This window comes from Streptococcus sp. NLAE-zl-C503 (genome assembly GCF_900104285.1).
GTDB lineage: Bacteria > Bacillota > Bacilli > Lactobacillales > Streptococcaceae > Streptococcus.
Genome location: NZ_FNJT01000005.1, coordinates 16,696 through 30,940, shown reverse-complemented (window position 1 = coordinate 30,940; position 14,245 = coordinate 16,696). Strand labels below are relative to the sequence as shown.

The following is a 14,245-nucleotide window of genomic DNA, read 5'->3' as shown; positions in this document are numbered from 1 at the left end:
GTAAAAAAAGGAAAGAAACTGTTTTCCTCCCTTTTGTCTTCTTAATGTCTAAAATGTCTCACACCTGTAAAGACCATAGTCAAGCCGTATTTATCAGCAGCTTCAATGGACTCTTGGTCACGGACAGAGCCACCTGGTTGTATAATCGCCTTGATCCCTGCTTTGGCGATTTCTTCCACATTATCGGCAAATGGAAAAAAGGCATCGGAAGCAAGCACAGCGCCGTCAAGGCGGTCTTTGGCTTGTTCAATGGCAATACGTACGGAAGCTACACGGTTGGTTTGCCCTGGACCAACACCGAGTGTCATGTGGTCGTTGGTTACGATGATTCCGTTTGATTTGACGTACTTGATAGCCTTCCAAGCAAATTCAAGAGCTGTTGCTTCTGTCTCAGTTGGCTGGCGTTTGGTCACCACTTGCCAGTCAGTCGGGCTTTCCTTGACCACGTCTTGGTTTTGCACGAGAAGTCCACCAACCACGCCTGTGTACTCTGCTTCCACTTCACTAGCATCTTGAGCATCAAATGGCAAGGCAAGGATACGCAAGTTTTTCTTTTTGTTGGTCAAAATGGCTAGCGCTTCATCGGTATAGCTCGGTGCGATGATGATCTCTAGGAAAACGCCGTGCATCTTCTCAGCTGTCGCAGCATCCACCTCACGGTTGAGAACGACAATACCACCGAAGATAGACACTGGATCAGACTCATAAGCGTAGTCCCAAGCAGTCTCGATGTCATCAGCTTGACCGATACCGCACGGGTTCATGTGTTTGAGAGCCACAACGGTTGGACGGTCTTTAAAATCACGGATAATACGGATAGCTGCATCCGCATCACGGATATTGTTGAAGGACAATTCCTTACCGTTGAGCTGTTTTGCTGAAGCAATCGAGTAGTCTGTCGTCAAAGCTTTCTGGTAAAAGTCTGCATCTTGTTGAGGGTTTTCACCGTAACGCATAGCTTGTTTGAGGTCATAAGTCAAAGTGAGCTTTTCTGGTTTGCTTTCTCCGACTTGAGCTGTGAAATACTCTGCAATCAAAGCATCATAAGCCGCAGTGTGACGGAAAACCTTAGCTGCTAAACGTTGGCGAGTTTCATAAGTCGTTTCGCCATTGGCTGACAATTCGTCAAGAATCACAGCATAATCCACTGGGTCCACCACAACTGTTACGCTGGCATGATTTTTCGCTGCTGATCGAAGCATAGAAGGACCACCGATATCGATATTTTCAACTGCGTCAGCGTAAGTCACATCTGGTTTGAGAATCGTTTCTTTAAAGGGATAGAGATTGACTACTACAAGGTCAATGAGCTCGATTTGATTGTCTTTGGCCGCTTCCAGGTGACTATCTAAGTCACGACGAGCGAGGAGTCCACCGTGTATATTTGGATGAAGGGTCTTAACACGACCATCCATCATTTCTGGAAAACCAGTCACATCATCGATGGCAATGGTCTTCACCCCAGCATTATCAAGGGCAACCCTAGTTCCACCTGTCGAGATAATCTCCCAACCAAGTTTTTTGAGTTCTTGGGCAAATTCAACAATGCCCGCTTTATCTGAGACACTGATTAAGGCGCGTTTAGTCATTGGTTCTCCTTATGTTATACTTTATCTTCTGCTGGGTCAACTTCAGCCCAGTGTTTACTATTTCTTTTACACTCCAACGCTGGAACCCTCTCGGTCACAATACGTTTCTCTTTCCCATTTGAGTCTCTTACTATATCCCACGCTATAGGTTTATTGTAATATTTCATCTTTCCATTACATATTGGACAGTGATCAATATTTATTTTCTCAAGAGTAAGTCTTTTGCCAATTCCACTAAGCGCATAATTAAATAGCAAAGGATGCCTAGTCTGTCTACTAGTAATCCTGCGTAATGAAAAAATAATTATTGTGATTAATAGAATTCCAATAAAGATAAACGTATAGCTTTGATTAACTTCTGTGGACACTTCTTGCTTAGAATTATTAAACCACTTCAGTACAGGTTCGAAGACTTTGAAGAGCGAAAATATGCTCCCTAACGAACTAAAGAAGCCCAGCCATGATAAGACAGCCATTGTAATCGGACTTCTCCAAATTGGTTCAGGTTCATAAGTAGCAACTTTTTCTGGCTGATCTTGATTAATTTGAATATTAACATCTCTACCAGCATTGTTATTCCAATTGTTAAAACTATTATCCATCTTCTTTCCTATCCACTCCCAAACGTTCCAACACTTCTGGATAGAGCTGATACTCCGTTTCATGAATGCGAGCTTCAAAGCTTTCGATGGTATCATCAGCCAGTCTTGGCACCCGAACTTGTTTGATAACCTTGCCTGTATCCACACCCGAATCCACCCAGTGAATGGTCACGCCGCTCTCAGTAACCCCAGCATTCCAAGCGTCCTCAATCCCATGTGCTCCTGGAAATTCTGGCAGGTAGGCTGGATGGATATTGATGATTCGACCTTCATAAGCCGCCAATAAGGTTGGCCCAACGATTTTCATGTAGCCTGCTAGACAAACCAAGTCAATCTGGTGTTCTTCCAAGAGTTCGACAAGAGCTGCTTCGTAGTCCGCCTTGCTCTCAAACTCCTTGAGTTCAAAAGCATAGGACAGGACGCCGAGCTTTTCTGCACGCTCCAGCACATAGGCGTCACGATGGTCTGAAAAGACAAACTCCACTGGAAATTCTTCGGCAATCACCTGAAAATTTGAGCCATTACCAGAGGCAAAAACCGCTATTTTTTTCATTTGATGATGACACTTTCGTTTTCTTTCTTGACTATGCGACCAATTTCATAGACTGGCTCATCCAGTAATTCCTTGATACGGTCTACATTTTCAGGCTTGACTGCCAGCATGAGTCCCACACCCATATTGAAGATTTCAAACATTTCTTCGTGCTTGATTTCACCGTATTTTTCAAGAACTTTGAAAATCGGAAGCACTGGAACCTTGCTTTCCTCAATCTCAGCAGCTAAGTCAGCCGCAAACATACGAGGGACATTCTCGATAAATCCACCGCCTGTGATGTGGGCAATGCCGTTGACCAACCCTTCCTTGATGAGTGGCAAGACAGCCTTGACATAGATACGAGTTGGTTCAAGAAGAACTTCCTTAAGTTGCTTGCCTTCCAATTCTGGCAAGACTTCCTCACCTGTATAGTCGGCAAAGACACGACGAACGAGTGAGTAACCATTTGAGTGAATCCCACTCGAAGCAAGTCCGAGAAGAATATCTCCTTCTGCCACCTTTGATCCATCGATGATTTGAGATTTTTCAGCCACACCGACCGCAAAACCAGCCAAGTCATAGTCATCTTCACCATACATACCAGGCATTTCAGCCGTTTCCCCACCGATGAGAGCAGCACCAGCCTGCACACAGCCCTCTGCCACTCCAGCAACGACTTGTTCCAGTTTAGCTGGTTCATTCTTCCCTGTCGCCACATAGTCGAGGAAATAGAGGGGCTCCGCACCTGCAGCGATGATATCATTGACACACATGGCCACACAGTCCTGCCCAATCGTGTCATGCTTATCATACTTGATAGCCAACATGAGCTTGGTTCCGACACCGTCAGTTCCTGAGATCAAGACGGGCTCCTTGACACCTGTTTTTGAAAGGTCAAACATGCCACCGAAACCACCTAGAGCTCCCATAACACCTGCACGCTCCGTACGAGCCACGTGCTTTTTGATCCGTTCAACAACTTCATAACCCGCTTCAACATCCACACCAGACTGAGCGTATGCATTTTTATTTGTCATTTTTGTCTCCTCTTCCTTTCCTTTAACGGAGAGTCTTTATCCGTCTATTTGTAAAAACTGGTCTTATCCTCCAAGCTTCTACGATATTCTTCTTCATAGTCGTAGAGAGGAGTTGGGTAATCACCGTCAAAGTAAGCGACACAGAGACCGCCATTCGGTGCATCTGTTTCAATCCCGATAGAATCAATCAAGCCATCAATCGAAAGATAGGTCAGGCTATCCGCACCAATGATTTGACAGGTTTCTTCGACCGTATGATTGGCCGCAATCAGCTCCTGACGAGTCTGGATATCAATCCCGTAGAAACATGGATAAGCTAGCGCAGGACTTCCAATAGCAACGTGAACCTCAGACGCACCTGCTTCTTTCAATAGCTGAACGATGCGACGAGAGGTTGTCCCACGAACAATGGAATCATCAATCATGACGACACGTTTGCCTTTGACAACGCCTGAAACAGCAGACAGTTTCATCCGTACTCCTTGCTCCCGCAACTCTTGAGTCGGTTGGATAAAGGTCCGTTGGGTGTATTGGTTTTTGATCAGACCCATTTCATTTGGCAGACCAGATTCTTCTGCAAATCCCATAGCTGCGCTCAGCGAGGAATTTGGCACACCGACCACGATATCCGCCTCATGCTTAAATTCACGCGCCAATTGGGCACCCATACGTTTCCGTGCCGTATGAACATTGACACCGTGGATATTGGAGTCAGGGCGGGCAAAGTAGATATACTCCATAGAGCAAATCGCGAGCTGAGTATCATTCGTATAGCTATCATACTGGATGCCATTGTCATCAATAATGACAATCTCGCCTGGTTTCACATCGCGAATCCACTCCGCACCGATTACTTCAAAAGCACAGGTTTCAGAGGAAACAACCACCGCTCCGTTTGCCATTTTCCCGATAGAAAGCGGACGGAAACCATTAGGATCAAGGGCCGCAATCAATTTATCCTCAAACAGCAAGATATAAGCAAAACCGCCTTTGACAAGACTAAGCGCCTCCTTGATTTTGCCCATCAGACTTGGATTGTGACTACGGCGAATCAGGTGAGCCAAGATTTCCGAATCGGAAGTCGAGCTGAAAATAGCACCTCTTTGTTCCAGTTCTTTCTTGAGCGACGATGCGTTGGTCAGGTTCCCATTATGGGCCAGCCCGAACTGCATGTCATGAAAACGAAAGAGAAAGGGTTGGATGTTATCCGCAGAAGCTTCCCCTGCAGTCGCATAACGCACATGCCCAATGGCAGCCGTTCCTGTCAGTTTGTCCAATTTGGTAGGATTTTTGAAAACTTCTGATAGAAGCCCCATATCACGATGGCGCTTCAATTTCCCTTGGTCATTGGAGAGGATCCCTGCCCCCTCCTGACCACGGTGCTGAAGACTATGGAGCCCAAAATAGGTCAATTTGGCAGCATCTGGATGTCCCCAGATACCGAAAACACCACATTCTTCATTAAGAGATTTAACTTCGTATGTCATTTTTTATACCTTTTATTTCCCTGTGAAATAACGCACAGCTGACGCGAACAGGTGCTGGTCTTTATTTCCTGGGATGTTTTGGAAGAGACCGTCTTCATAACGTTCTGAGTGGCCCATCTTACCGATGATTTGGCCGTTCTTGCTGGTGATTCCTTCGATGGCATTGACTGAACCGTTCGGATTGTACTTAGAGTCCATACTTGGTTTGCCGTCAAAGTCAACGTATTGGCTAAAGATTTGACCATTGTCACGGAGCTCTGCAAATTCCTCAGCCGTCACGACAAATTTCCCTTCACCGTGCGAAACAGGAATAGCGTGGATATCGCCCACTTGCACTCCGGCAAGCCACGGTGAATTTGTATTAGAAATACGAGTTTCCACCATCTTGGCCACGTGTTGGTTGGCATCATTGTAGAATAGGGTTGGGCTAGTACTGCTGGCATCCTCAAAGTTACCGTATGGAAGAAGACCTGATTTTACAAGGGCTTGGAATCCATTACAGATACCGATAATCAAGCCACCACGAGAAATAAAGCTATCAATTGCTGCACGTACTTTTTCATTGAGCAAGATGTTGACGATAAACTTAGCTGAACCATCTGGTTCGTCCGCAGCTGAGAAGCCACCTGCAAAGAAGAGGATATTGGCCTTGCCGATATTGTCAACCATGGTCTCAACTGACTTGACAATAGCTTCTTCATTCAAGGTCACGAATGGCACCAAGTTGACTTCTGCACCTTCTTTTTCGAAAGCTTTTGCTGAGTCATATTCCGAGTTGGTTCCTGGGAAGACTGGGATGTAAACCACTGGTTTTTCAATAGTTTCTTTAGCTTTGATGACTGCGGTAGAAGCGACAGCTGGCACTTCTTCCAATTCTGTAGCTTGGGCAAATTCTGTTGGATAAACTTCTTCCAGTTTTCCTTGGAAAGCACTGTCAAGCTTGTGTCCATCTAGCTTCACACCGTTGACAAGGAGTGTAAAGTCTGCTCTTGTTTGTCCAATCTTCTCCACTCCAGCAATTTCTTCAGGAGATGTGAAGACAAATCCGCCCAATTGAGCTGTCAAAGAACTTTCAAGTTCAGGCAAGGTTACCTCTGCACCGATATGGTTCCCAAAGGTAGCAAGAGCCAAGCTTTCAAGAACACCACCATATTTAACAGCTGATGCAGATGTTACTTTATGGTCAGCTTGGATGGCTTCAAATTGAGCAAAGTTTTGCTTAATTAAATCAAAATCAATCTCTGCAGAGAGGGCTTGACCTGGAATGTAGTAGATGTTTTCACCAGCAGTCTTGAACTCAGGAGAAAGGACTTTACGGCTATCTGCCGTCGTCACCCCAAAAGCGACCAAGGTTGGTGGTACGGTCAATTCTTCGAAAGTACCAGACATAGAATCCTTACCACCGATAGATGGTAAGCCAAGCTGGATTTGTGCTTCGATAGAACCTAGGAGAGCTGCTACTGGCTGACCGAAACGCTCAGCTTGTTTGTCCATCCGCTCAAAATACTCTTGGTATGAGAAACGAGCCTTGGACCAGTTTGCACCAGCAGCCACCAAACGAGCGGTTGATTCGATAACTGCATAGGCAGCTCCGTGATATGGAGACCATTCTGCTACATAAGGGTTAAAGCCTTGAGCCATGACTGACGCAGTGTGAGTTACACCGTGTTGAACTGGCAATTTCTGCACAGATGCCTCAGTTGGTGTGAGTTGGTAGCGACCACCAAGTGGGTGATTAACCGTTGAACGACCGACCGAACAGTCAAAGATGGTCTGCAAGCCTTTTTGACTCGCATGGTTGAGATCAGATAGAACCACAAGGGCGTCTGCTTCAAGTGTGTCAGCAGATGTTTGACGTTCTTCTGGAAGCTTGACATCCTTGTCAACTACCTTAGCATCTACGACCACGCGCACACCGTTTGTATCAAGGAAACGACGTTCCAAGTCGACAATTGTTTCACCATTCCAGTGCATGACTAGATTTGGTTTTTCAGTCACTGTCGCAACCACAACCGCGTCAATATTTTCTTTATTACATTCTGCAACGAAGGCATCTACGTCCTCAGGACGAACCACAACCGCCATCCGTTCTTGTGATTCAGAGATGGCAATTTCTGTACCATTCAAGCCTTGGTATTTAAGAGGAACCTTGTTGAGGTCGATTTCAAGACCGTCTGCCAATTCACCGATGGCTACACAGACACCACCAGCACCAAAGTCATTGGATTTCTTAATAAGACGAGTGACATCGCCATTACGGAAAAGACGTTGAATCTTGCGCTCTTCGATGGCATTTCCTTTTTGAACTTCAGCACCAGCTGTTTCAACCGATTCAACTGTTTGAACCTTAGAAGACCCTGTCGCACCACCGACACCATCACGTCCAGTCTTACCACCGAGCAAGATAATGACATCTCCCGCTTCCGGTTTTTCACGGACTACATTTCCCTTTGGAGCTGCACCAACAACGGCACCAAGCTCCATACGTTTAGCAACAAAGCCTGGGTGGAAGTATTCACGAACGTAGGTCGTCGCAAGCCCAATCTGGTTCCCGTAAGAAGAATAACCATGAGCCGCTGTTTTAGAAATAACTTGTTGTGGCAATTTCCCAGCACGAGTTTCTGAAATTGGTGCTGTAATATCTCCAGCACCTGAGATACGCATAGCTTGGTAGACATAAGAACGCCCTGACAATGGGTCACGAATAGCTCCACCGATACAAGTAGCCGCTCCACCAAATGGTTCGATTTCTGTTGGGTGATTGTGGGTTTCATTTTTAAACATGAGAAGCCATGGCTCTTTCACTCCATTCACATCCACCTCGATTTCAACCGAGCAGGCATTAATCTCGTCAGACACTTCCATGTCATCCAAACGACCATTAGCACGCTCATAACGACCAAAAATAGTCGCCATATCCATCAAGGTTTGCGGTTTTTCAGAACGCCCCAACTCCTCACGCATGGCAATATACTTATCATAGGTTGCCTGTAATTGTTTTTGGAACTTAGATGCTGAGAAATCAATCTGTTTCAACTCTGTCTCAAAAGTCGTGTGACGGCAGTGGTCAGACCAGTAAGTGTCCAAAACCTTGAGCTCCGTCTCAGTTGGCACGCGCCCGATTGACTTGAAATAGTCTTGGATAAAGAGCAAATCATCCACTTCCATAGCCATCCCTTGTTCAGCCTTGTAGCAGGCAAAGTCTTCTGCCGTATAGCTTTCAAAGAAAGTCAATTTAGGAATGGTCTTGTCTGACTCTGAAAATTCCTGCTTGGCAATTCCTGTCGTGATGTCCTTGAAACGAGAATCAACTGGGTTGAGCAAATAGTTTTTGACCGCTTCCAACTCAGTCGCATCAATATCTTTATTAACCAAGTAAAGTTGGGCTGTATTGACCGTCACATCACTCGAACTTCCCAGCAACAACAAGGCTTCCTGTGAAGATGCTGCACGTTGGTCAAACTGACCAGGCAGGCTTTCAATGGCAAAGAAAGCATAGTTAGCAAGATCCGCCTGCACAGTCGATTCGTCCAAGACACGGTCTGTCACCTGCTCAGAAAAGATGTGTTTCTCTGCAGGTGCATACAAATCCTCAGCTAAATCAAAGACATCATAAACTTGCACAATGCGAATACTTTTCAAAGTTGATAATCCCAAGTTGTGCTGGAGCTCTCTCACCAAACTCTCTGACTTGACCTGAAAATCAGCCTTTTTTTCAACAAAAATACGTTTATCCATCAGTTCTTATTCCTTTATTTCAGTTCTTGCAATGTTCCCAAATAACCTTGAAGGTGTTATTTTAAACCTTGCAACTTTTCCCAGACAATCTCATAAACATCTGTTAGTTCTCCCAATCCTCTACGGAAAACGTCCTTATCCATGTGGTTGCCATCCGCATCCCACAAACGGCAGTTATCTGGTGAAAATTCATCTGCCAAGATAATCTTGCCATCCTTATCAAAACCGAACTCTAGCTTAAAGTCAATCAACTTAAGCCCAATCTCAGCAAACCAGGTTTTCAAAAGTTCATTGATACGACGTGTTTCTTCCTTCAAGTAGGCAATCTGCTGGTCATCCGCAATTTTAAGGAATTTCACATGCTCGTCATTGATAAAGGGATCATCCAAATCATCATTTTTATAGTAAAATTCGACAATTGGAGTCTCAAATGCGATACCTTCTTCTACGCCAAAACGTTTTGAAAAGGAACCAGCGGTGTAGTTGCGGAGCACAACTTCCAAAGGAATGATCTCCACCTTTTTATTGAGTTGTTCCGTGTCCGAAATTTTCTCCACAAAGTGAGTCTCTACGCCAGCAGCATTTAACTTTTCAAAAATAAAAGATGAAATCTGATTATTCAAGACTCCCTTACCCGCAATCTGCTCCTTCTTGACACCATTGAAGGCAGTTGCCTGGTCCTTGTAAGTTGAAATAATGAGATTTTCATCCTCAGTTGTATAGATATCCTTGGCCTTTCCCGAATAGATCAATTCTTTTGACATTTTAAAGTTCGCCTTTCGTATTTCTTTACTTCATTTTACTACAAAATAGCAAGAATAGCAAGAATTTGCGAACGAAGATGAAGACACCTATTTTTAACATTAAGAAAAACTGTAAAATCAAAACATTTTACAGTTTTAAAAGTATAATGTTGCATTAAAACCAAACATTATTCTCTGTTCAAAAATTGATCCCAATAATAGCGGAAATAACTTTTCTTCCCTGTGATTAGCGTCAAACGTCCTTCTGAACCGTAGCGAAGTTTTTCCGCCTGTTCAGGAGTCAGACTGGTCTCCGCTTCTATTTTAAAGAAATTTCCCTTTTCAGTCTTAGTAGCTGTCGCATCAATATTCGTAATCGCAGAAACAAGAATAAGTTCTTTGTTGGCATCCTTGCTTGTAGTAAAGCGAACAGAATCACCTACTTTTAGCCTTGCAACATCTTTTGAACTGAGATAAGCTGTGAGTTTGGTTTTGCCTTCTCTTTCTAAGGCCGGGTACAGTTGGGCTAGCAGGGTTCCTTCTGCAACCATGGTAGAATCACTGGTTTCAGGATTAAGGTGAAGCACACCGTCCTCGCTTGCTGTAATTTTCCCCTTGTCCAGCAGACCTCCTTGGACTTTCTTACCCGACTCTGCTTCTAAAATTTTCTGATCCAAAAGGGTTAATTCCTGGCCGACTTTGACTAGCTGCTGAGACTTGAGGGATTCAAGTTGACTATCCAGTCCCGTTGCGTAGGCTTGTTGAGCTCCAGAACCCGCATACTGCACACGATAAGTAGCTAAACTAGACTCTAGCTGAGCAATTTGTGCATCCATTTGCGCAATCACTTGCGATTTAGCTTGCGGATCTTCTCCAGCTTGGTTTTTATAGGTCTGGTAAAAAGAGTAGGCCGCATTTTGACTATCCAGTTGAGCTCCTGTTTCAATCGCCGACTTAGCTGTTTTGTAATCTCGAATTTTATCCTGCGTTTGGCTGATAAGATTGCCAATCTCGGCCTGACTCTGACTTGCTGCCGCATTCTGCGAGGAGATGCTGGCATTTTGCTGAGAAACATTACTCCTAAGACTACTAGCTTGGCTGAGATAGTCTCGAAACATCTCCTGATAACCAAACTTATCCGCCTCTGGAAATTGATCAGTCCCCTCTTTCAAACTGGATTGCAAATAACCCAACTGCTTTTTTTGATCCTTAAACATCTCCAACTGACTGGTGTATGCTTCAACCTGAACGGTTTCCGCCCCTTGCTGGTACTGAACGAGGAGATCTCCCTGCTTGACTAGTTTGTTTTCTTCTATATAATTAGCCACAATGCGTTGATTACTAGTCGACTGGATGTTGGCAATGATCCGACTAGGTTCGACAGTCGCTCTGGTAGACAAACTAATCTCCTTCTCTGCAAAGACTGCAAAGCCAAGTAAAAACACGAGCAAAAGCGTCATGGGTAAAATCACACGACTGGCAAAATTATGGTAACGACGATGGTAAAACTCTGCGCTTTCTAAAAATTCTGGTTTCATCTTCTCCTCTTTCTAGCTATTCACCAAATGAGCGTAAAATCCACCTCGGGCAAGCAAGGCTGCATGGTTGCCTTCTTCGACAATCTTGCCCTGATCCAAGACAACAACCTTCTCTGTCCGCTCAGCGATGGTCAAGCGGTGGGCGATAAAAATCAAGGTCTTGTCTAAAGCCATAAGATTATCGACAATCCGCTTCTCCGTCAAGATATCCAGACTGCTGGTCGCCTCGTCCAATATCAGAACAGGAGCATCCGTTAAAAGAGCACGCGCCAGAGCGATTCGCTGCCGTTGCCCACCAGAAATTCCAGCCCCATCCGAAGTCAATTCTGTATGGTAATTCAGTGGCATGCGCTCGATATCCTCCCGAATCTCAGCCAATTCAACTGCTCGTAGGATATCTTCCTGGGTCGTCCCTTCCTTAGCTCCAAGGAGAAGATTCTCCAAAATCGTTCCGTTAAAGACATAGGGCTGTTGAGGCAGATAGTTGATGTACTGGCGCAAGGCTTTTTTATCAATCTGATTGAGATTGACACCACCCAGACTAATCTCTCCCTGACTTGGATCGTAAAAATTAACCATCATCTTGGCCAAAGTTGTCTTGCCTGATCCTGAAATTCCCACAAAAGCCACTTTAGAACCTTGCGGAATCGTCAAATTGATATCCGACAAAACATCTCGACCGTAACCATACTTGTAGTGAACCTGATTGAAAGTCATATCTCCCTTCATCATGCTCAAATCCTCGACCGTTTTCTTCTCCTCAAACTCCGAAGCTACTAGATAGACCTCGTTCAGACGGTTATTGGCGACTTGCGCTGTCTGAAGTTTGGTTTGCAGGTTGATGATATTTTCCAAAGGATTGGTAAAGTAAACAAGTAAAGTATTATAGGTAATCAGCTGGCCCAAACTCATTTTCCCATCCATGACCAGAACTGCTCCCATCCAGAGAACGGCAACATTGAGCAGGAGCTGGGCAACTTTTTTCAGAGCCTTTTGCTGGCTTTCTGCCCGACTATAGGTAAAGGATTTTTTCAGATAAGCTACAAATTCCTTATCAATCTTTTGATAGCGTGAACTTTCACTAGTCAAAGATTTAATGGTCTCAATACCGTTGATGTCCTCGATGATAGAAGAAGACAGAACCGCATTGGCTTCCATAGTGTCCCGATTCATCTTTTCAAAAGGCTTCATAAAGGCAAAGATAATCACGGTATAGATAGGAAATGCAAGCAGACTAATGAAAAAGAGCGTCACATTTTGTGAAAACAAGACAAGCGAGATAATCAAAATCGTCGACACATCTAGGAAAATCGACAGAATGGTCGATGCCAGCGCATCGATGATACTATTGGCATCTGTAAAACGAGACACGATTTCTCCTGTCCTGCGTGTCGCGAAAAAGGACATCGGCAGGTGAAAAACATGCTTGATGTAGGACAAAATCACGTCAATTGACAAGCGTTGCCCAAGGACCAGCAAGAGATACTCCTGAGCATAAGACAAAATCTGCTGGAGGATATAGACGATGACCAGCCCTATTGAGATGATACCCAAGGTTGAACGCATCTGGTCTGGTACGTAACTATCAATGATAGACTGCAGATAATAAGAACCTACAATGTTAATCAGGGTCACCAAGAGTGTCGCCAAAACGATATTAGTAATCAAGCCACGCTGCTTCACTAATATAGGGATAAAAGAGAGCAGACCATTCTTTTGATCCTTATGAGGCTTGTAGTTTGGACTAGGTGCCATAAAAAGAGTCACCCCTGTCCATTCTTCCGCAAAACGCTCACGTGGCAGTTTGGTCAATTTCACCCCAGGATCTGGATCTGCAATATGAATGCTATCCTTATCCTGCCCAGTCACCACATAGTAGTGGAGCAATTTTCCTTCCTTAAGCACATGGGCAACAAAAGGAAAAGTCAAATCTGGCAAGTCAAAAAGCGTCATATCCGCCTTAATTGCTCGCGTCTCAAAACCAATCTCCTCTGCCACCTTGACCAAGCCCAAAGCCGTCGTCCCATCCATGGTCGTCTTAGCTAGTTCTCGTAGATGAGCCAAGGAGTAATAACTACCATAGTAGCCAAATACCATGGCCAAGGAAGCCACGCCACAATCCATCTGATCCACCTGGGGACGATAGTGCCTTTTCTTAAATTTCATATCCTTCTCCTTTTTTCTAACAATCTCTTAAAAACTTTGTAAGATTATTTTAACCAAACGAAGAAGAAATAAGGGAATTATTTCTGAAAAAACAATATCCACGCCTAAACAGCACTTTTTGCCAAAGAAAATAGGCAGAACAAGCGTCCTACCTAAAATATATATTTATTTCTTTTTCTTCCTAATTCTTTTGTCAATCATGTACAAAACGATAATCGAAAACAGCGGTGGTACAATATAACTCTTTTCACTCATTGTCAGCTGAAATCCCATGGTTGCTAGTATCTTAAAGATGAAAATATTCATCAAAAATAGAAAAACAAATACTAAAAAATATCCTAAAACCTTCTTCATTTCTTTTCTTCAACTTTCCTAATTTCTGCACCTATTTTATCAAAAATATATGTAAAACTCCAAATAAACACCTCAACTGCACTTTTTTGGGCAAAAAATAGGCAGAACAAACGTCCTACCTAGATCATTCAATTACACAGATTTCTTACCTTTCCCACTTCTTTTGTGAATGGTGTATAAAACGATAAATGCAAACACTGGGGGCACCATATAACTATTTTCACTCATTGTTACTTGAAATCCAAGAGTTGCTAGTATCCCAAAGATGAAAATATTCATCAAAAATAGGAAAGTGAATACAAGAATAGATTTTAAAATCTTAGTCATTTTCGCCCTCATTGCCTTCTTTAGCCGTTATTTTCTGGATAGTATGGTATTTTACCGCTATGTAAATGATTAAAAGAAGTAGGGGATAAGAGAACAAGTCTGAAACTCCCATGAAATTTACACTATACT

11 protein-coding genes are annotated in these 14,245 nt (G+C 43.9%); all 11 read right to left on the bottom strand.

Features of this window, described 5'->3' with window-relative positions:
* Window positions 1-41: 41 nt before the first annotated feature.
* The 11 genes from purH to BLS46_RS08245 all read right to left on the bottom strand — a co-directional run bounded on the left by purH (window position 42) and on the right by BLS46_RS08245 (window position 14,116).
* A complete protein-coding gene (purH, locus tag BLS46_RS08295; protein WP_093586902.1) occupies window positions 42-1,589 on the bottom strand; it encodes a bifunctional phosphoribosylaminoimidazolecarboxamide formyltransferase/IMP cyclohydrolase in 1,548 nt (515 codons plus the stop codon).
* Window positions 1,590-1,603: 14 nt separating this feature from the next.
* Window positions 1,604-2,191, bottom strand: coding sequence for a hypothetical protein (locus BLS46_RS08290; protein WP_093586900.1), 588 nt, complete (start codon window positions 2,189-2,191; stop codon window positions 1,604-1,606).
* Entirely contained in the window at window positions 2,184-2,744 is a 561-nt protein-coding gene (gene purN / locus BLS46_RS08285; protein ID WP_093586898.1) for a phosphoribosylglycinamide formyltransferase, read from the bottom strand. The genes BLS46_RS08290 and purN overlap by 8 nt, the downstream gene beginning before the upstream one ends.
* Window positions 2,741-3,763, bottom strand: coding sequence for a phosphoribosylformylglycinamidine cyclo-ligase (gene purM / locus BLS46_RS08280; RefSeq protein ID WP_000182566.1), 1,023 nt, complete (start codon window positions 3,761-3,763; stop codon window positions 2,741-2,743). Before purM ends, purN begins: the two co-directional genes overlap by 4 nt.
* Before the next feature lie 44 nt (window positions 3,764-3,807).
* On the bottom strand, window positions 3,808-5,250 hold the full coding sequence (purF, locus tag BLS46_RS08275) for an amidophosphoribosyltransferase (RefSeq protein ID WP_093586896.1): 1,443 nt from the start codon (window positions 5,248-5,250) through the stop codon (window positions 3,808-3,810).
* 12 nt (window positions 5,251-5,262) lie between these two features.
* Window positions 5,263-8,988, bottom strand: a complete 3,726-nt coding sequence (locus BLS46_RS08270; protein WP_093586894.1) for a phosphoribosylformylglycinamidine synthase — start codon at window positions 8,986-8,988, stop codon at window positions 5,263-5,265.
* A gap of 56 nt (window positions 8,989-9,044) precedes the next feature.
* Window positions 9,045-9,752, bottom strand: a complete 708-nt coding sequence (purC, locus tag BLS46_RS08265) for a phosphoribosylaminoimidazolesuccinocarboxamide synthase (protein WP_093586892.1) — start codon at window positions 9,750-9,752, stop codon at window positions 9,045-9,047.
* 167 nt (window positions 9,753-9,919) lie between these two features.
* On the bottom strand, window positions 9,920-11,269 hold the full coding sequence (gene comB, locus BLS46_RS08260; RefSeq protein WP_093586890.1) for a competence pheromone export protein ComB: 1,350 nt from the start codon (window positions 11,267-11,269) through the stop codon (window positions 9,920-9,922).
* Between the two features lie 12 nt (window positions 11,270-11,281).
* Complete coding sequence (gene comA / locus BLS46_RS08255; RefSeq protein WP_093586888.1) at window positions 11,282-13,435, bottom strand: peptide cleavage/export ABC transporter ComA; 2,154 nt, start codon at window positions 13,433-13,435, stop codon at window positions 11,282-11,284.
* A gap of 165 nt (window positions 13,436-13,600) precedes the next feature.
* Window positions 13,601-13,789, bottom strand: a complete 189-nt coding sequence (locus BLS46_RS10070; protein ID WP_033585902.1) for a hypothetical protein — start codon at window positions 13,787-13,789, stop codon at window positions 13,601-13,603.
* A gap of 132 nt (window positions 13,790-13,921) precedes the next feature.
* Window positions 13,922-14,116 (bottom strand): hypothetical protein, encoded by a 195-nt coding sequence (locus BLS46_RS08245; protein ID WP_093586886.1) that lies wholly within the window; start codon window positions 14,114-14,116, stop codon window positions 13,922-13,924.
* Window positions 14,117-14,245: the final 129 nt, after the last annotated feature.

Coding starts and splice junctions, on each gene's coding strand:
- purH (WP_093586902.1), bottom strand. CDS start 1,589: ATGACTAAACGCGCCTTAATCAGTGTCTCAGATAAAGCGGGCATTGTT.
- BLS46_RS08290 (WP_093586900.1), bottom strand. CDS start 2,191: ATGGATAATAGTTTTAACAATTGGAATAACAATGCTGGTAGAGATGTT.
- purN (WP_093586898.1), bottom strand. CDS start 2,744: ATGAAAAAAATAGCGGTTTTTGCCTCTGGTAATGGCTCAAATTTTCAG.
- purM (WP_000182566.1), bottom strand. CDS start 3,763: ATGACAAATAAAAATGCATACGCTCAGTCTGGTGTGGATGTTGAAGCG.
- purF (WP_093586896.1), bottom strand. CDS start 5,250: ATGACATACGAAGTTAAATCTCTTAATGAAGAATGTGGTGTTTTCGGT.
- BLS46_RS08270 (WP_093586894.1), bottom strand. CDS start 8,988: ATGGATAAACGTATTTTTGTTGAAAAAAAGGCTGATTTTCAGGTCAAG.
- purC (WP_093586892.1), bottom strand. CDS start 9,752: ATGTCAAAAGAATTGATCTATTCGGGAAAGGCCAAGGATATCTATACA.
- comB (WP_093586890.1), bottom strand. CDS start 11,269: ATGAAACCAGAATTTTTAGAAAGCGCAGAGTTTTACCATCGTCGTTAC.
- comA (WP_093586888.1), bottom strand. CDS start 13,435: ATGAAATTTAAGAAAAGGCACTATCGTCCCCAGGTGGATCAGATGGAT.
- BLS46_RS10070 (WP_033585902.1), bottom strand. CDS start 13,789: ATGAAGAAGGTTTTAGGATATTTTTTAGTATTTGTTTTTCTATTTTTG.
- BLS46_RS08245 (WP_093586886.1), bottom strand. CDS start 14,116: ATGACTAAGATTTTAAAATCTATTCTTGTATTCACTTTCCTATTTTTG.